General features: G+C 72.3%; 14 protein-coding genes and 1 tRNA gene. 7 read left to right on the top strand and 8 right to left on the bottom strand.

Translation table 11 applies throughout. From position 1 onward, the window contains the following. Position 1 precedes the first annotated feature (1 nt). The 4 genes from ABZ098_RS19845 to ABZ098_RS19830 form a co-directional block, all read right to left on the bottom strand. On the bottom strand, positions 2-397 hold the full coding sequence (locus tag ABZ098_RS19845; RefSeq protein WP_356592801.1) for a YchJ family metal-binding protein: 396 nt from the start codon (positions 395-397) through the stop codon (positions 2-4). Then, positions 394-1,770 (bottom strand): M1 family metallopeptidase, encoded by a 1,377-nt coding sequence (locus ABZ098_RS19840; protein ID WP_356592799.1) that lies wholly within the window; start codon positions 1,768-1,770, stop codon positions 394-396. The genes ABZ098_RS19845 and ABZ098_RS19840 overlap by 4 nt, the downstream gene beginning before the upstream one ends. A 77-nt stretch (positions 1,771-1,847) precedes the next feature. Continuing rightward, the gene (locus ABZ098_RS19835) at positions 1,848-5,723 is read right to left on the bottom strand and encodes a Pls/PosA family non-ribosomal peptide synthetase (protein ID WP_356592797.1); all 3,876 of its coding nucleotides are present in this window, start codon (positions 5,721-5,723) and stop codon (positions 1,848-1,850) included. Between the two features lie 292 nt (positions 5,724-6,015). Further along, positions 6,016-6,100: transfer RNA gene (locus ABZ098_RS19830), tRNA-Leu, on the bottom strand. A 195-nt stretch (positions 6,101-6,295) separates the two neighbouring features. Here ABZ098_RS19830 and ABZ098_RS19825 point away from each other — a divergent pair. The 3 genes from ABZ098_RS19825 to ABZ098_RS19815 all read left to right on the top strand — a co-directional run bounded on the left by ABZ098_RS19825 (position 6,296) and on the right by ABZ098_RS19815 (position 8,984). Further along, a complete protein-coding gene (locus ABZ098_RS19825; protein WP_356592794.1) occupies positions 6,296-7,621 on the top strand; it encodes a M20/M25/M40 family metallo-hydrolase in 1,326 nt (441 codons plus the stop codon). Positions 7,622-7,767: 146 nt separating this feature from the next. Continuing rightward, positions 7,768-8,001: a chaplin ChpH gene (gene chpH, locus ABZ098_RS19820; protein WP_123988121.1), complete on the top strand. Its 234-nt coding sequence runs from the start codon at positions 7,768-7,770 to the stop codon at positions 7,999-8,001. A gap of 149 nt (positions 8,002-8,150) precedes the next feature. Next, positions 8,151-8,984, top strand: coding sequence for a chaplin family protein (locus tag ABZ098_RS19815; protein ID WP_356592792.1), 834 nt, complete (start codon positions 8,151-8,153; stop codon positions 8,982-8,984). Positions 8,985-9,045: 61 nt separating this feature from the next. Here the strand turns inward: ABZ098_RS19815 and ABZ098_RS19810 are convergent, their stop codons facing one another. Continuing rightward, entirely contained in the window at positions 9,046-9,234 is a 189-nt protein-coding gene (locus ABZ098_RS19810) for a DUF5703 family protein (RefSeq protein WP_007380901.1), read from the bottom strand. Between the two features lie 47 nt (positions 9,235-9,281). On the opposite strand from ABZ098_RS19810, the gene ABZ098_RS19805 reads away from it, so the two are divergent. Continuing rightward, the gene (locus tag ABZ098_RS19805) at positions 9,282-9,950 is read left to right on the top strand and encodes a hypothetical protein (protein WP_356592790.1); all 669 of its coding nucleotides are present in this window, start codon (positions 9,282-9,284) and stop codon (positions 9,948-9,950) included. Positions 9,951-10,010: 60 nt separating this feature from the next. Here ABZ098_RS19805 and ABZ098_RS19800 read toward each other — a convergent pair whose 3' ends face one another. Further along, positions 10,011-12,311, bottom strand: a complete 2,301-nt coding sequence (locus tag ABZ098_RS19800; protein ID WP_356592788.1) for a helix-hairpin-helix domain-containing protein — start codon at positions 12,309-12,311, stop codon at positions 10,011-10,013. Beyond that, positions 12,308-13,291, bottom strand: coding sequence for an aldo/keto reductase (locus ABZ098_RS19795; RefSeq protein ID WP_356592786.1), 984 nt, complete (start codon positions 13,289-13,291; stop codon positions 12,308-12,310). Before ABZ098_RS19795 ends, ABZ098_RS19800 begins: the two co-directional genes overlap by 4 nt. A gap of 174 nt (positions 13,292-13,465) precedes the next feature. On the opposite strand from ABZ098_RS19795, the gene ABZ098_RS19790 reads away from it, so the two are divergent. Beyond that, a complete protein-coding gene (locus tag ABZ098_RS19790; protein WP_356592784.1) occupies positions 13,466-14,521 on the top strand; it encodes an LLM class F420-dependent oxidoreductase in 1,056 nt (351 codons plus the stop codon). Positions 14,522-14,878: 357 nt separating this feature from the next. Further along, positions 14,879-15,667 (top strand): ferritin-like domain-containing protein, encoded by a 789-nt coding sequence (locus ABZ098_RS19785; protein WP_356592782.1) that lies wholly within the window; start codon positions 14,879-14,881, stop codon positions 15,665-15,667. Between the two features lie 7 nt (positions 15,668-15,674). Here ABZ098_RS19785 and corA read toward each other — a convergent pair whose 3' ends face one another. After that, positions 15,675-16,670, bottom strand: a complete 996-nt coding sequence (corA, locus tag ABZ098_RS19780; RefSeq protein ID WP_356592780.1) for a magnesium/cobalt transporter CorA — start codon at positions 16,668-16,670, stop codon at positions 15,675-15,677. Positions 16,671-16,731: 61 nt separating this feature from the next. Here corA and ABZ098_RS19775 point away from each other — a divergent pair, with 61 nt between their 5' ends. Then, positions 16,732-17,418 carry a histidine phosphatase family protein gene (locus tag ABZ098_RS19775; RefSeq protein ID WP_356592778.1) on the top strand — a complete coding sequence of 229 codons (687 nt, stop codon included), beginning with the start codon at positions 16,732-16,734 and terminating at the stop codon, positions 17,416-17,418. Positions 17,419-17,421: the final 3 nt, after the last annotated feature.

Below are 17,421 nucleotides of genomic sequence, written 5' to 3'. Positions count from 1 at the left end.
TTCAGTCGAGGAACTCCCCGTCGACGTACACCCAGGCCCCGCCGACCCGCTCGAAACGGCTGCGTTCGTGCAGCGTGCCGCCCTTGAACGAGGCGCGGAACGTCACCGTGCCGGTGGCGTGGAAGGCCGAGCCGTCGGCCGTGTCCAGGATCTCGAGCCCGGTCCAGCGCATGCCCGCGTCGAGGTCCAGCACGCCGGGACGGGTCCGGGGATGCCAGGTGCGCAGCAGGTAGTCCCGCTCCAGCTTCACGAAGGCGCTGTACCGCGACCGCATGAGCGCCTCGGCGGTCGGCGCGGCGGCCTCGCCCCGGTGGAAGCGGCCGCAGCAGTTGTCGTACGTCTCCTGAAGACCGCAGGTGCAGCCGGGCCGCTGCCGCGGGTTACGTCGTCGGCTCACGGCTGCACCCGTCCCGTGTTGGTCGGCGGATGCGCCGGCCGCGCCGGCCCCAGCGTCGGCAGCGGCGGCAGCGAAGCCCCGTGCACCCACGCGTCGAACAGACCGTTCAGCGGCTCCTCCGCGAAGCGGTTGACATGGGCCGCCAGCGTCGCCGTGGTCACGGCCCCGCCCCGATGCAGCCCGGCCCAGCCGCGCAGCATCCGGAAGAACGCCTCGTCGCCCATCGCGCAGCGGATCGCGTGCACGGTGAGGCCGCCGCGCTCGTAGAGCCGGTCGTCGAACATCGACTTGCGGCCGGGATCGGCCAGCCGCAGGTCCTGGGGCAGCGAGGACAGCAACCGGTGTGCGGCGGCGGCGAGTTGCTGTGCCGTACGGCCACCGGAGCGCTCCGACCACAGCCACTCGGCGTACTTGGCGAACCCCTCGTTCAGCCAGATGTGCCGCCAGTTGGCGATGGACACGCTGTTGCCGAACCACTGGTGCGCCAGCTCGTGCGCGACCAGCCGCTCCGAACCCCGGGCCCCGTCCACGTGGTTGGCGCCGAACAGCGACAACCCCTGGGCCTCGACGGGCACATCGAGCTCCTCCTCCGTGACGAGGACGGCGTACTCGTCGAACGGATACGGCCCGAACAGCTCCTGGAACAGGTCCATCATCTGCGGCTGCCGCGCGAAGTCCCGTGAGAACCGCGGCAGCAGATGCGCGGGGATGTGCCCGTGCTGGGGCACCCCGCCGGGACCCGGATCGCCCAGCAGCACCGTCTGGTACTTGCCGATCGACAGCCCGACGAGATAGCTGGAGGTGGGCGCGGCCTGCTCGTACACCCAGGTCGTCGTGGACGCCTTGGTCGTCCGGGTCAGCAGCCGCCCGCCCGCCACGACCGCGTAGGCGGACGGCGTGGTGATCGAGATCTGGTAGGACGCCTTGTCGGCGGGCCGGTCGTTGCACGGGTACCAGGACGGCGCCCCGATCGGCTGGCTCGCCACCAGAGCCCCGTCCTCCAGCTCCTCCCAGCCGAGCCCGCCCCAAGGGCTGTGCACCGGCTTGGGGTTGCCCGACCAGTGCACCTCGACCGTGAACGCGGCCCCGGGCCGTACCGCCTTCGCGGGCTTGACCCGCAGCTTCCCGCCCCGGTGCGTGTAATGGGCCGGCCGGCCGTCCACCCGCACCCGGCCGATCTTGAAGTCCGAGAGGTTGAGCATGAACTCGTCGAGCGGCGAGCGCCCCGCTATGGCGTTGACGCGGGCGCTCCCGGCCAGCCGGTTCGGGGCGGGGCGGTAGTCCAGCGCGAGCTCGTAGCGGTGCACCCGGTACCGGGCGTCACCGTGGTCCGGGAAGTACGGGTCCGAACCCGCCGCCTGCTGAACTGCCACTGCCGCTTCCGCTCCCTGCGCCGCGTCGCCACTCGGATCCGCCGGTACACCGCTCACCGACTCCGAGTGGCCCGCGTTCAGGGCCGCCATGCCTCGATCGGGTTGCCGAGCCAGCGGGTGTCGTCCGGGACGGACTCCGCGGCCATGACGAGCGACGCGGGGCCCAGCGTGGTGCGGGCCCCGATCGTGCTGCCGGGCAGCACGATCCCGCCAGGGCCCAGCGTGGCGCCCTCACGGAGCACCACAGTATCCGTCCGCAAGATCCGGTCGTGGAAGAGGTGGGTCTGGAGCACACAGCCCCGGTTCACGGTCGCCGCGTCCTCCAAGGTCACCAGATCGGTCTCCGGCAGCCAGTAGCTCTCCACCCAGACGCCCTTGCCGATCCTCGCCCCGAGCCCGCGCAGCCACGCCGTCAGCACCGGCGTACCGGGCACGGCACCCGCCAGCCACGGCACCGCCAGCACCTCGACGAAGGTGTCCGCGAGCTCGTTGCGCCACACGAAGCCGCTCCACAGCGGGTGCTCCCCACTGCGGTGCCGCCCCACGAGCAGCCACTTCGCGACCATCGACACCAGCCCCGCCACCGCACCGGCCGCGAGCAGCACCGCGCCCGCCAGGAGCCAGGCCCACGGCCCCAGCACGCACAGCGCGGCGATCGTCAGCACGGCGAGCCCGGCCGAGCAGAACACGGGCACGATCCGGCACAGCTCCACCAGCCCGCGCGCCCACAGCAGCCCCGCCGACGGCTCGTACGTCCGGCTCTGGTCGCTGTCGGCCGCGCTGCGCGGCAGCTTCACCGGCGGCAGCCCCAGATATGACGTGCCCTTCTTCGCCTTCTTCGGCGTCGCCGACAGCACCCCGACCAGCCCGCCGTCCGGCACGGTCCGCCCCGGCGCGGTCATCCCGGAGTTCCCGAGGAACGCCCGCCGCCCGATCTCGGCGCGCCCGATCCTGACCCAGCCGCCACCCAGCTCGTACGGCGCGGTCAGCGTGTCGTCGGCCAGGAACGCGCCCTCACCGACCGTTGTCAGGCTCGGCAGCGCCAGCACGGTCGACACCTCGGCACCGCGCCCGATCCGCATCCCGAGCAGCCGCAGCCACACCGGCGTGACCAGCCCGGCGTACAGCGGGAACAGCGTCTCGCGCGAGCGGTCCATCAGCTGCGTCACGGTCCACGCCTGCCACCCGACCCTGCTGTGCGTCGGATACGTCCCCTCGCGCAGCCCCAGGCTCAGCAACCGCACGGAGACCAGGAGCAGCAGCGCGTACGCCAGCCCGAAGGCGAGCGTCGCCGGGACGAGAGCCAGGAAGGCGCCGGCCAGCGGAGCGGACCCGGCGACGAAGGGCCGGGCCACCAGGAACGCGGCGCCGCCCGCCAGCACGGGAAGCGCGGTGAGGGCGAGCCCTGTGAGGCCGTACATGACACGCCAGTACGTGCCCCGCGCCGGCCGTTCCTTCGGCCAGTTGCGCTTGGCCTTGCCGAGCTTGACCGCGGGCGCGCCCGCCCAGCGCTGACCGGTCGGGATCTGCCCGGTGACCGCCGAACCCGGCGCCACCTCGGCCCGCTTGCCGACCCTGGCGCCCGGGAAGAGCATGCTGCGCGTGCCGACGACGGCGTGCGCGCCCACCTTGACCTGGCCGATCTCCAGCCGGTCGCCGTCCAGCCACCAGCCGGACAGGTCCACCTCGGACTCCACGGCCGCGCCCCGGCCCAGCTTGAGCATGCCGGTGACCGGCGGCAACGAGTGCAGATCCACATCGGGACCGACCTTGGCGCCGAGCGCCCGCGCGTACCGCTCCAGCCAGGAGCCGGTCAGCGAGGTCGCCCCGCTGAACTCGGCGAGCCGCTCGGCGGTCCACAGGCGCAGGTGGACGCCGCCACCGCGCGGATACCGGCCGGGCTGGAGGCCGCGCAGGAGCAGCCGGGCCCCGCCGGCCGCCAGAGCGAGCCGCCCGGGCGGGCTGAAGAGCAGCAGGGCACCGGCGCCGACGAGCCACCAGGAGGCGGTCGGCAGCCAGCCGTAGGAAGGCAGGAGGTTCCCGACGGCGGCCAGCGGCACCAGCCAGCGCAGCCCCATCAGCGTGAACAGGGGGAGCAGCAGCAGGAGTTGGATCACCTGGGCCCGGAGCGGCACCGGTGCGATCACCCGCGCGGCCCCGTCGTCCTGCGCGGACTCCTCCAGATGGCGGGCCAGCTTCCGCAGGGTGGGCCGCTGGTAGATGTCGAGGACGGCCGCGCTCGGGTAGCGGGTGCGCAGCCGGGTGGTCAACTGGGCGGCGGCCAGGCTGGAGCCGCCGATCGCGAAGAAGTCGTCGCGGGCGCCGGAGACCGGGATGCCGAGGACTTCCGCCCACTGTTCGGCGAGCCAGGCCTCGGTGCCGTACAACTCCTCGGCGGGACCGCCCGTTTCGAGCCCCTCCAGCGGCCAGGGCAGTGCGTCGCGGTCCACCTTGCCGGAGGTCCGGGTCGGCAGGTCGGCGACCGGGGCGAGCAACGGCACGAGCGCGGCGGGCAGTTCGGCCCGCAGCCTCTCCACCGCGGCCGTGTGGTCCCAGCCGTCCTGCGTGACGACGTACCCGACGAGGAGCTGGTTGCCGCTGCGGGCGGTGCGCACGGCGGCGGCCGCTCCCGCGACCCCCGGCAGAGCCTGGAGAGCCGCGTCGACCTCACCGAGCTCGATCCGCCGGCCACCGAGCTTGATCTGCTCGTCGGCCCGCCCGAGGAAGACCAGCCCCTCGGGCTCCGCCTTCACCAGGTCACCGCTGCGGTACGCCCGCTCCCAGCCCAGCGACTTCAGCGGCGCGTACTTCTCCGCGTCCTTCTCGGCGTCCAGGTACCGGGCCAGCCCGACCCCGCCGATCACCAACTGCCCGCTGGCACCCATCGCCACGGGCTCCCCGGCCTCGTCCACGACGGCCAGCTCCCAGCCGTCCAACGGCAACCCGATCCGAATGGGCTCCTCGCCGGACATGAGCGAGGCACAGGCCACCACGGTCGCTTCCGTCGGCCCGTAGGTGTTCCACACCTCCCGCCCCTCCGTCACCAGCCGCTGCGCCAGCTCGGGCGGACAGGCCTCCCCGCCGAAGATCAGCAGCCGTACGTCGTTGAGGGTCTCGGGCTCCCACAGCGCGGCGAGCGTCGGCACGGTCGAGACGACCGTGATCTCCTGCTCCACGAGCCAGGGCCCGAGGTCCGCGCCGCTCCTGACCTGGGAACGCGGCACCGGCACCAGACAGGCCCCGTAGCGCCACGCCAGCCACATCTCCTCGCAGGACGCGTCGAAGGCGACGGACAGGCCCGCCATGACCCTGTCACCGGGACCGATGGGGTCGTCGGTGAGGAACAGCGCGGCCTCGGCGTCCACGAAGGCGGCGGCGCTGCGGTGCGAGACGGCGACGCCCTTGGGCTTGCCGGTCGAGCCGGAGGTGAAGATGATCCACGCGTCGTGCCCGACGCCGGGCCGGGCGGCGGGGGAGTCACCGCGGCCGTTGACGGTCAGCTCGTGCCCGGCGCCGACCACGGCCCGGACCTGCGCCTCCCCGAACACCAGCTCGGCCCGCTCGTCGGGGTCCTCGGCGTCGACGGGGACATAGGCGGCACCGGCGGCGAGCACGGCGAGGATCGCGACGTAGAGGTCGTTGGTGCCGGACGGCACCCGGACGCCCACCCGGTCGCCGAGCCCCACCCCGGCCTCGGCGAGCCGCCGCCGCAGCCGCTCGACCTCGACGGCCAGGGCGCGGTAGGTGAGCCGGGTCGTCCCGTCGTCCAGGGCGAGCTCGTCGGGGTAGGACCGCACGGACGCGTCGAAGACGTCGACGAGGGTGCGCGGGGAGGCCGCGGGGCCCCCGGAGAAGCGGGCGGTGTCACCGAACTGTTCGAACTGTTCACGGATCTCTGCGCTGAGCTCTTCGTTGAGCAGGCCGAGAGCGCTGCTCTCGTCTATGGCTGCCATCGGTCCTCGCGTCTCGATCCCGGAGCCCCCGGGGCGCTGGCGGGCCCGCAGGTCTGCCTGGGGTTGTCCGGCTCCAGCTCGTAACAAGCCGGAAATTTTAGTACGAAGCTAGGTCCGTGCCGCTTGGTCGGCCACGCGGGAGGGCCGATCGGGGGCCCTTCATGAGCATCGGGAACGCTGTGACCTGGGCGTCTTCACTCGTGAGAGAGATCGCCCACACAGTGCGTGAGGACGCCCGCTCCACGGCAAAAGAAAACGGTGCCGACCGAGAACCGGTCAGCACCGTTACATGTGTCCGAGGGGGGACTTGAACCCCCACGCCCGATAAAGGGCACTAGCACCTCAAGCTAGCGCGTCTGCCATTCCGCCACCCGGACAAGGTGTCTGTCGTGCGGGTTTTCCCCGCGGCGACGAAGGAAACATTACCAGGCTTTCGAAGGGGCCCGATCACCCCCCGTCCCCGCCCCGGGCGGGCGTGAACGGCGTGTGACGGGCCGGGCCCCGTCTTGGGCCGACCGGCTCACGGAGGGAGGATGAGGGCAACCACCAGCAGTGACAGCGGGAGGAACAGCGTGAGCGACACGGACACGGCCAGGGGCGTCACCGGCGAGGACGAGGTCGTGGACCTCTGCCGCGAGCTCATCCGGTTCGACACCAGCAACTACGGCGACCACTCAGGGCCGGGCGAACGCAAGGCGGCCGAGTGGGTCGCCGGCAAGCTCGCCGAGGTGGGCCTCGACCCGCAGATCTTCGAGTCGCACCCCGGCCGCGCCTCCACGGTGGCCCGGATCGCGGGGGAGGACCCGTCCCGGCCCGCCCTGCTGATCCACGGCCACCTCGACGTCGTACCGGCCAACGCGCAGGACTGGACCCACCACCCGTTCTCCGGCGAGGTCGCGGACGGGTGCGTGTGGGGGCGGGGCGCGGTCGACATGAAGGACATGGACGCGATGACCCTGGCGGTCGTCCGTGACCGGCTGCGCAGCGGCCGCAAGCCCCCTCGGGACATCGTCCTCGCGTTCCTCGCCGACGAGGAGGCCGGCGGCACGTTCGGCGCCCGGCACCTCGTCGACAACCACCCGGACCTCTTCGAAGGGGTGACCGAGGCGATCAGCGAGGTGGGCGGCTTCTCCTTCACCGTGAACGAGCAGCGGCGGCTCTACCTGATCCAGACGGCCGAGAAGGGCATGCACTGGATGAAGCTGACGGTGGCCGGCACCGCCGGGCACGGATCGATGATCCACCGGGACAACGCCATCACCGAGTTGTCGGAGGCGGTCGCGCGCCTCGGCCGCCACAAGTTCCCCGTGCGGGTCACCAAGACCACCCGGGCCTTCCTCGACGAGCTCGGCGACGCGCTCGGCACCGAACTGGACCCGGAGGACATGGAGGGCACGCTCGCCCGGCTCGGCGGTATCGCCAAGCTCATCGGCGCGACCCTCAGCAACACCGCCAACCCCACCCAGCTCGGCGCCGGCTACAAGGTCAACGTCATCCCGGGCGAGGCCACCGCACACGTCGACGGGCGCTTCCTGCCCGGTTTCGAGGAGGAGTTCCTCGCCGACCTCGACAAGATCCTCGGCCCCAAGGTCCGGCGCGAGGACGTGCACTCCGACAAGGCCGTCGAGACCACCTTCGACGGCGCGCTCGTGGACGCCATGCAGTCCGCGCTGGTCGCCGAGGACCCGGCCGCCAAGGCGATCCCCTACATGCTCTCCGGCGGCACCGACGCCAAGTCCTTCGACGAGCTCGGCATTCGCGGCTTCGGTTTCGCGCCGCTCAAGCTGCCCCCGGAGCTGGACTTCGCGGGGATGTTCCACGGTGTCGACGAGCGGGTGCCCGTGGACGGGCTGAAGTTCGGCGTGCGGGTTCTCGACCGGTTCATCGACGCGAGCTGACGTGTGTTGACGCTCCTATTCGGCCGCGCGTACGAGATCGGCCGGGAAGGGTGAATGCGCTCATAAGCTCGTATCCCCATTACTCCCTCCTCGTTACAACTCATGTGATCCGCTGCTTGGGATCGCATTGCCAACAAGGAGGAATAATGATCAAGAAGGTCGTCGCCGCTGCGGCTGCCACTGGTGGCCTGGTTCTCGCGGGCGCGGGCCTTGCCGTCGCCGATGCGGGTGCGCAGGGTGCCGCTGTGGGCTCCCCGGGTGTGCTGTCCGGCAACGTCGTGCAGGTTCCCGTTCACGTCCCGGTGAACGTCTGCGGCAACACGGTCTCCGTGATCGGCCTGCTGAACCCCGCCTTCGGCAACACGTGCGTCAACCAGTGACGTTGTGCCTCGCCCTCAGTTAAGAGGGTTGAGCCCGTCGGCCCCGGAGCGCAAGCCATGCGCTCCGGGGCCGACCGGCCTTTTCGAAAAGAAACAGAACCGCGGTGCAGCGGTATTTCGAGGCAAGGTCGAAAGCAGGGATTAGGTACATGCGACAAGTCACCCGCAAGGGCCTGATGACAGTGGCGGCCGCGACCGGCGTGATCGCCGCCGCGGGCGGAGCCGCCCACGCCGACTCGGGAGCGAGCGGATCAAGCGCGAACTCTCCCGGCGTGCTGTCGGGCAACACGGTTTCGGCGCCGGTGCACGCCCCGGTGAACGCGTGCGGCAACACCGTGAACGTCGTCGGGGTCCTCAACCCCGCCATGGGCAACAGCTGCGCCAACAAGGGCGGTGGCAGCGGAACGCCCGGCGGGAACGGCGGCTCGGGCGGCTCCCAAGGACACGGCGGCGGTCACGGAGGGCACGGGCCCGGTGGACACGGCGGACACGGCGGTTCCGGAGGCTCGGGCTCCGGCGGCTCGCACGCCGGCGGTCACACCGGTGGCTCCCCCGGCGTGGGCTCGGGCAACCACGTCGAGGTCCCGGTCGACGCTCCCGTGAACGTCTGCGGCAACAGCGTCGACGTCATCGGCATCGGCAACCCCGCCATGGGCAACGACTGCGGCTCCGGCGGCGGGCGGCACACCCCGCCCGGATCGCCGGAACAGCCCGGCACCCCGGAACAGCCCGGCACCCCGGAACAGCCCGGCAACCCGGAACAGCCCGGCCACCCCGGCTCCCCGGCCACCCCGCCCGGAGCGAGCACCGGGACACCGGGCGGCGGCAACCACCCCGGCACCCAGACGCTCTCCCAGCCCCTGGGCAGCGCGCAGCTCGCGCAGACCGGCAGCGACCTGCCGATCGGGCTGGCCCTCCCGGTGGGCGCCGGAGCGCTGCTGGCGGGCACGGTCCTCTACCGCAGGGCACGGGCCTCGGCCTAGGTCACACCGCCTGAAACGGAGCGGGCCCCGCCGAGGCGGGGCCCACTCCGTTCGTCCTGTCTCACCACGTGGCACGCACCTGGCGGATGATCCGCCGGCGCAACCGCACCCTGCGGCTGCCATCGCGCATCAGGCTCAGTCGGTCCAACTCCCAGTGTCCGTACTCGGCATGGTCCGTCAGCAGACGTGTGGCGTCCTTGCGGGAGACCCCCCGCGGTACGTACACGTCGACAAATTCGTATTCCGGCATCGCATCTATTGTGCGGGCCGGGGCCCGCTACGGATAGCGTCTGCACTATGTCTGATGCTGTGCAGCCCACCGCTGCCGAGGTACGTGCCGCCGCCGAGGCGGTCAAGACCGCGCTCGACCGCCACCTGGCCGCGGTCGAACGGAGGTCGGGGGAGGACGACCCCGCCGTCTACGAGGCCTTCAACGAACTGGCCGCGGCCGCCGAGGTGTACGACGAGCTGCTCTACGACCGCTACGACGAGGTCACCCCCTTCGAGATCCCGGGCGCGGAGGACGCCCCGCCGTACACGGGCCCCGAGGAGCCGAACGCGCTGAGCGTGCTGATCCGCCGCGACTACGCCGTGGTGGAGCCGCAGCGGTTGCTGGCACAGGCCCAGCGGGTCGAGGCGGCCGACGAGGGTCTCGGCACGGAGGCCTCCGGCACGGTCCACGGTGCGCTGGAAGTGCTGTTCGGTGAGTTCGAGCCCGACGAGATCGCCTCCCGGCACAAGGAGTTCGGTCTCGAGGAGGGCGACTCCACGCTGTGGGTGACCGCGGCGGACGAACCGGCCGAGCCGGGGGAGTGGCTGGAGACGCCGTTCGAGCAGGTCGATGTGGAGCGGGTGGTGTGCCGGTTCGATGTCAGCGCGATGTTCGACGACGACCTCGACGACGACGGCGACGGGCCCGACGTCGAGGACGATGATCTGGAACCGCTGGACGTGGACCGTCACTGAGGCGATACGAGCGCGGCCCCGGAGAGACGATCTCCGGGGCCGCGCCCCTTTTCCGGCTGGTCAGCCGGACGTCGGCGACTGCGTCGCGAGGAGGGTGGGCAGCCGGGTCGTGCGGGGCTTGGCCGGGACCTCGGCGACCGCCCTCGCGAGGGCCTGTTCCACGCCGTGCACCACGGACAGGTGGCGGTCCGCCCTGCCGAACGCCGTGTAGACCCAGGGCCGGCTGAGGGCCTGCGCCGCGTCCCCGGGCAGCACTACGACCGCCGCGGGCCACCGCCCGCCCACCGCCTGGTGCGCGGTCAGCGCCCAGCCGTGCCGCACGGACTGCTCCACCCGCTCCTTCGGTACGACCACGGGCACCCCGTCGCAGATCAGGTGCAGGCCGTCGGCACCGGCCCCCACCACCTGGCCCGGCAGCGTACGGCCCGGTGCGGGGGAGTAGGCGACGCGGTCACCGGGGTCGAAGCCGCCGAAGCGGCCGGGGCCGGGGTTGAGGCGCTCCTTCAGGGCCGCGTTGAGCACCCGGGTGCCGGCGGCGCCGCCGTGACCCGGGGTGATCACCTGGGTCTCCTCGGCGGGGACCCCGATCGCCCGCGGCACCGAGTCCGCGACCAGTTGCACGGTCCGGTGCACGGCCTCGCCCGCGTCCCGCACCGGCACGATCACGACCTCCTTGCCGGGCGCCTCGACCTGGTTCAGCTCACCGATGCCGATCCCGGAGACCAGCTCGCCGAGTGGGCCGGGATCCGGCCTGCGCGAGGCGATCTGCGGACAGATCCGCGCGGCGAGCAGATCCGCGAACACCCGCCCGGGCCCCGCCGACCACAGCACCGCCGGGTCCCCGCACAGCACCAGCCGCGCCCCGTCCGGCAGGGACTCCACGAGCAGCGCGGCCGTCTCGACGTCGAGCTGGGGCGCGTCGAGCACGACGAGAAGGTCGAGGTCGAACGTGCCGTCGGTATCCCGGCCGGGCCCCTCCGCACCGGAGAGGAGCCCGGCGACGGTGGCGACGGGGTGAGCGGGCCCGCCGGGCCGGTCGGGATCGGCGGGGGCCGCGGTGTCGTGCTGGTCCGGGCCGGAGAGCAGGGCGCCGAAGCGGTCACGGCCCAGCGGGCCGTGCGTGGCCGCCCACGCCCGCAGCCCCAGCCCTCGCGCCGCCGCCAGCAGCGCCGCCGGTTCCGTCAGGGACGCCTCGCCGCCGGTGTGCAGGACCAGTCCGCCCGCCGCGACCGCGCGGATCAGCTCGGCGGCCGACCCCTTGGCCGACGCCGCGGCGCGCTCCCAGTCCTCGGCCGAACCGTCCTCCTTGGGCACCGAGTTGATCAGCCGGGCCAGCCCGTCGGCGAGGCTCTCCTCCGCGAGGGCGTACCGCTCCAGCCCGACCAGGATCCGGACCGGCCGCTCGGCCCCCTCCTCGTCGTCCTCCGCGGGCTCCGGGGCCGCCGGGTCCAGGGCGTCCTGGAAGACCAGGGCCTCGGCCTCGGCGATCGTGCTCTGGACGGCCGCGTCGGCGTCCGGCACGCCCCGCTGCGCCAGCGCGGTGGTGAGCGCCGGCATCTCCAGCGCGGTGTGCCCGGCGAGCGCCGCCTGCTCCAGGAGCCAGACGGTGACCGCCCGCCCGCGCCGCTCGTCGTCCGGCGCGCAGTCCGCGCCGAGCAGCGCCCGCGCGAATCCATCGGCCTGCTCGGGGCGTACGCCCACGACCCGCAGCAACTGCCAGGGGTCCGACCGCAGCCCGTCGTCGGCTCCTTCCCCGAGGGCCGCGGCGACCTGCGCCGCGAGGGCCTCCGGCGCCCCGCCCTCGGCCAGCACACGCCGCACGGCCTCCACGGTCTCCGGCACGGGCACGCCGACGGAACCGGCCGCACTTCCGGACCCGGACGCGGCGGCCTCCGCCGACACCGGCCGGGGCCGCGCCGGTTCCTGGGCGGGCCGACGCGGTGGCTCGGGCTCGCTGAAGACGGCGGCCACGGGCTTCGCCCCGCTCTCCACGGCCCGTACGGCGGCGAGGAGGTCGGCCGCCTTCCCGCTGAGCTTGGTCCCGCTCTTGACCGGCCCCTGCTTCTCGGCCTTGCGCCGGGCGATCCGCTCCCGCTCGATCCGCTGCGCCGCCAACTCGGCCTCGGCCTCGGACAACTGCTTGGCCGCACCCTCCGCGTCACCGCCGCCCGAGTCACCGTCCTCGGCCGCCGCCGGTTCCGCGTCGGCGTCCTCGCCGTCCGGGGAGGCCTCGCGCACGCCCTCGCCGGCCCCGGCGCCGTCCGGCTCCCGGCCCGGTGCCACGCCTGTGCCCTCCGGCTCGGGCGCGTCGCCCCGCGTCCCCGGCTCGGTCTTCTCCGTGGGCTCCGGCTCCGTGCTCACAGCGTGCTCCAGTCGTGATCGGGATAGCGGTGCACGGGCGCCGACACATCGTCGAGCGCCCGGCAGATCTCGTCAGGAAGACTAAGGGCCTCCACTGACAATGCCGCCGTGAGCTGCTGCGAGTTGCGCGCGCCGACGATCGGCGCGGTCACCCCCGGCCGGTCCCGGACCCACGCGAGGGCCACCTGGAGCGGTGTCACCGCGAGCCCGTCGGCCGCCGTGGTCACCGCGTCCACGATGTGGCTCGCGGTGTCGTCGAGGTACGGCGCGACGAACGGCGCCAGATGCTCCGAGGCCCCGCGCGAGTCGGCCGGAGTGGAGGTGCGGTACTTGCCCGTCAGGACACCACGGCCGAGAGGCGAGGAGGGCAGCAGTCCGATGCCCAGATCGAGCGCGGCCGGCAGCACCTCCCGCTCGACCCCGCGCTGGAGCAGCGAGTACTCGAGCTGCGTGGCGGCCAGCCGGGTCCGCGTCCCGGGCGCGGCCAACTGCCACGTCCCCGCCTTGGCGAGCTGCCAGCCGCAGAAGTTGGAGACCCCGGCATAGCGGGCGCGACCGCTGCTGACGGCCAGGTCGAGGGCCCCGAGCGTCTCCTCCAGCGGGGTGCGGGGGTCGTAGGAGTGGACGTGCCACACGTCGACGTAGTCCGTGCCGAGCCGGGCCAGTGAGTCGTCCAGCGCGGCGAGCAGGTGGCCGCGCGAGCCGTCGACGCGGACCTCCGGGTCGGGCACGCTGCCCGCCTTCGTGGAGATGACCAGGTCCCGGCGCGGGACCAGGCCTTCTATGAGGCGTCCGAGCAGGTACTCGGCCTCCCCGTCGCCGTACACGTCCGCCGTGTCGACCAGCGTCCCGCCCGCCTCCCAGAACGTTTTCAGGAGGTCCGCCGCGTCGTGCTCGTCGGTGTCCCTGCCCCAGGTGAGGGTGCCGAGCCCGATGCGGGACACACGCAGGCCGGTCCGGCCGAGATGCCTCTGCTCCATGAACGCCGAGATTACTGGCCAGAACCTGTCGCGTGGGGGCCTGTGGACAACGGATTCCGACAGGTGCGCGCCCATCGCCGTCCGGTCCTGGCACGGCCGCGACCTGCCCGGGGCGGCCCTGCCGCGCTAAGGTCTGCCGACAAGGACGTTACTGATCGGTAAGGGGAATCGGCCATGCAGCTCGGGATCAACCTCGGCTACTGGGGCGCCGGAATGGACGCGGACAATCTCGCCGTCGCCCAGGAGGCCGACCGGCTCGGATACGCCGTCTGCTGGGCCGCCGAGGCCTACGGCTCGGACGCGGCCACCGTGCTCACCTGGGTCGCCGCCCAGACCGAGCGCATCGACGTCGGCTCGGCCATCTTCCAGATCCCGGCCCGGCAGCCGGCGATGACCGCGATGACCGCCGCCACCCTCGACTCCCTCTCCGGCGGCCGTTTCCGCCTTGGCCTCGGCGTCTCGGGACCGCAGGTCTCCGAGGGCTGGTACGGCGTCAAGTTCGACAAGCCGCTGGCACGCACGCGTGAGTACGTCGAGATCGTACGCAAGGCCATGACGCGCGAGCGCCTCTCCTACGAGGGACAGCACTGGACGCTGCCGCTGCCCGGCGGCCCCGGCAAGCCGATCAAGCTGACCGTGCACCCGGAGCGCGAGCACATCCCGCTGTACATCGCCGCGATCGGCCCGAAGAACCTCGAACAGACCGGTGAGATCGCCGACGGCGCCCTGCTGATCTTCCCCTCCGCCGAGCACCTGGAGGAGACCACGATCAAGTACCTGCGCGCGGGGCGCGAGAAGGCCGGCAAGACCCTCGACGGGTTCGACGTCTGCCCGACGCTCCCGCTCGCCGTCGGTGAGGACAAGGACGTCACCACGCTCGCCGACGCCTTCCGTCCCTACACCGCGCTGTACGTCGGCGGCATGGGCAGCGCCAAGCAGAACTTCTACAACCAGCTCGCTCAGCGCATGGGCTTCGGGGCCGCGGCCGCCGAGATCCAGGAGAAGTACCTGGCCGGCGACAAGCAGGGCGCGGCGGCCGCCGTCCCGCACGAGCTGATCGACAAGACGACGCTGCTCGGCTCCGTGGACCGCATCGCGGACCGGATGAAGGAGTACGCGGCGGCCGGTGTCACCACCCTCAGCCTCGCCCCCGCGGGCTTCACGCTCGACGAGCGCCTCGCCTCCCTCCGCGCCGGCACGCAGGCCCTGGAGCGCGCGGGACTGGCCTGAGTCTCGGACGCAAGCTCTCGGCAACCGTGCGGGGGAGGGGCCATCCGTCGGCTCCCTCCCCCGTCTCCGGGGCCGCGACGCCGCTCGGGCGCAGCGGCCCCGGCGTGGTCCCCACCTCGCGCGTGCCCGGCTCCACCGCCGGAGGCTTCAGCGGCCGTGGTGGGGGCTCGGGGGTCTTCCCCGCCACGGCCGTCACGTGATTCAACGCGCCCACGCCCGCGCGGTTACGCCCCTGTGGTGACCCCCGTGGTCCTCCTTTTGGCGGAGTTGTCCGGCACTGCTGTTGCAGCACCCCTCGCGCCGCATTTGACTCGTTCTTTGCGGATTGCCGCGGAGTCCGGCAGAGAGGTGCCCACGATGCTTTCGGCCAAGAGTCTGTTCCAGGAGATCCTCGACCACGACGAGTCCTTCCGCCTGTTCTGCTCCATCGCCGCCAGCGGGGAGTCGCAGGGCGGCTGGGAGAACGCCCGGATCGCCGCGCTCGTGCCGCCGAGCGAACGCGGACTCGCCCCCAAGATCACCCGGCACGGCGCCGACGAGGACAAGCACGGGCGGATCTTCAACGCGCTGCTCAAGAAGCGCGGCCTCGCGCCCGTCCCCGTGCCCCCGGAGACGGACTACACGATGCTCCTGGAGAAGCACGGCATCGGTCTCGCCCACGAGAAGCTGCACAGCGACGAGCCGCTGACCGTGCACGACATCGTCACCTACCTCGCCCACAGCCGGGTCACCGAACAGCGCGCCTCCGAGCAGATGGAGCTGCTGCGCAAGCACTTCGCCGACCACCCCGACCTGGGCCGGGCGGTGCGCATGATCTCGGCCGACGAGGACAACCACCTCGCCTACTGCCACGAGGAACTGCTGCGCTTCGCCCACGCCGGCCACGGCCGCGCCATCCAGCACACGCTCAGGGAGTGCGCGCTGGCCGAGATCCGCGTCTACCGGGACGTCAGCCTCGCGGTGATGGCCCACATGGGCCGCATCCTCGGCTGGTCCCGGGCCAAGTCCGCGATCCTCGCCGCGGGCATCCACGCCGTCTACGTCTACGAACGCGCCACGGGCTGGCGCCGCATGGTCTCCCTGAAGCAGCCGGAGCGCCGCGACGCCCTCGGCGGACCCGCCACCTCCGCCCCCGAGTTCGCCTGAGCGCCCGCTACAGCCAGCCCCGGCGCTTGAACGTCCGGTACAGCAGTACTTCCAGCACGGCCATCAGCACGATCACCGCCGGGTACGCCCACACCCAGTGCAGCTCGGGCATGTGCTCGAAGTTCATGCCGTAGATCCCCGCGATCATCGTGGGGATCGCCGCCATGGCCGCCCACGCGGAGATCTTGCGCATGTCGTCGTTCTGCCGGACGCTCATCTGCGCGAGATGCGCCGACAGGACGTCCGACACCAGCCGGTCCAGGCCCTCGACCGACTCGTTCACGCGCGCGAGGTGGTCGTTGACGTCCCGGAAGAAGGGCCGCGCCCGATCGTTCACGAACGGCACCGTCCCGCCGGACGACCCCACTCCCGCGAGCCGGTTCAGTGGCATCGTGAGCGGGACGGTGGCCCGGCGGAACTCCAGCACCTGCCGCTTGAAGGTGTAGATCCGCGACGCGGTGTTGCGCGAGCCGCCGCCGTCCGGCGAGAACACCTCCGCCTCCAGCTCCTCCAGATCGGTTCCGAGCTCCGTCGCCACCTCCAGGTAGTGGTCCACGACGGCGTCGGCCACCGCGTACAACACCGACGTGGGCCCCTTGCCGAGCAGCTTCGGCTCATGCTCCAGACGCTCGCGCACCGCCTTCAGCGGCGAGCCCACGCCATGACGGACCGTCACCACGAAGGCGTCGCCGAGGAAGAGCATGACCTCGCCCGTGGACACGGTGTCGCTCTCCGGCTCGTACACCACGGGCTTGAGGACCACGAACAGCGAGTCGTCGTACACCTCGAGCTTGGGGCGCTGATGCGCCTTGAGGGCGTCCTCCACCGCCAGCGGATGCAGTCCGAACTCCTTGGTGACCAGGTCGAACTCCTTCTCCGTCGGCTCATGCAGCCCGATCCAGACGAACCCGCCCGCCAGCCGCGCCTGATCCAGCGCGTCCGACAGGTCCTCGGGCCCCTCCGAGCGGTGTCCCTCCCGGTAGATGGCACAGTCGACGATCACGGAGCGTATTCTCCCGTCGCTCGCAAGACATTGCATTCCGGCGTACGCCTACTCTTGCCGCATGCCCACGTTGATCCTTGTCAGGCACGGACGCTCCACCGCGAACACCGAGGGACTGCTCGCCGGGTGGACGCCCGGGGTCGCCCTGGACGAGCGCGGCACCGCACAGGCCGCCTCGCTGCCCGGCCGGCTCGAAGGGGTGCCGATCTCCGAGATCGTCGCCAGCCCCCTCCAGCGCTGCCAGGAGACGGTCCAGCCGCTGCTCGACGCCCGCCCCGGCCTCCCCGCGCACACCGAGGAGCGCATCGGGGAGTGCCACTACGGCGACTGGTCCGGGCGCAAGCTCGCCGAGCTCATGGACGAACCGCTCATGGAGGTCGTGCAGGCGCATCCGTCGGCGGCCGCGTTCCCCGGCGGCGAGTCCATGCGGGCGATGCAGACGCGCGCGGCGGAGGCCGTACGCGAGTGGAACGCGCGCGTGGAGCGCGATCACGGAGCCGACGCCGTCTATCTGATGTGCTCGCACGGCGACATCATCAAGTCGCTCGTCGCCGACGCACTCGGACTCCATCTCGACCTCTTCCAGAGGATCTCCGTCGAACCGTGTTCCATCACCGTCATCCGCTACACCCGCCTGAGGCCGTTCCTCGTCCGCCTCGGCGACACCGGTGACTTCGCCTCCCTGGTGCCGCGCGAGGAGGCCGCGGGCGGTGACGCCCCGGTCGGTGGTGGTGCGGGCGCACCGTGATCG

The sequence above is a fragment of the Streptomyces sp. NPDC006335 genome, from assembly GCF_040612795.1.
Classification (GTDB): Bacteria; Actinomycetota; Actinomycetes; order Streptomycetales; family Streptomycetaceae; genus Streptomyces.
The sequence above is the reverse complement of the archived record's forward strand: the minus strand, read 5'-3'. Positions and strand labels throughout refer to the sequence as shown.

What these genes read in the sequence shown, in the direction of transcription:
- ABZ098_RS19835 (WP_356592797.1), bottom strand. Translation starts at nt 5,723, where the DNA reads ATGGCAGCCATAGACGAGAGCAGCGCTCTCGGCCTGCTCAACGAAGAG.
- chpH (WP_123988121.1), top strand. Translation starts at nt 7,768, where the DNA reads ATGATCAAGAAGGTCGTCGCCGCTGCGGCTGCCACTGGTGGCCTGGTT.
- ABZ098_RS19815 (WP_356592792.1), top strand. Translation starts at nt 8,151, where the DNA reads ATGCGACAAGTCACCCGCAAGGGCCTGATGACAGTGGCGGCCGCGACC.
- ABZ098_RS19810 (WP_007380901.1), bottom strand. Translation starts at nt 9,234, where the DNA reads ATGCCGGAATACGAATTTGTCGACGTGTACGTACCGCGGGGGGTCTCC.
- ABZ098_RS19805 (WP_356592790.1), top strand. Translation starts at nt 9,282, where the DNA reads ATGTCTGATGCTGTGCAGCCCACCGCTGCCGAGGTACGTGCCGCCGCC.
- ABZ098_RS19795 (WP_356592786.1), bottom strand. Translation starts at nt 13,291, where the DNA reads ATGGAGCAGAGGCATCTCGGCCGGACCGGCCTGCGTGTGTCCCGCATC.
- ABZ098_RS19790 (WP_356592784.1), top strand. Translation starts at nt 13,466, where the DNA reads ATGCAGCTCGGGATCAACCTCGGCTACTGGGGCGCCGGAATGGACGCG.
- ABZ098_RS19785 (WP_356592782.1), top strand. Translation starts at nt 14,879, where the DNA reads ATGCTTTCGGCCAAGAGTCTGTTCCAGGAGATCCTCGACCACGACGAG.
- ABZ098_RS19775 (WP_356592778.1), top strand. Translation starts at nt 16,732, where the DNA reads ATGCCCACGTTGATCCTTGTCAGGCACGGACGCTCCACCGCGAACACC.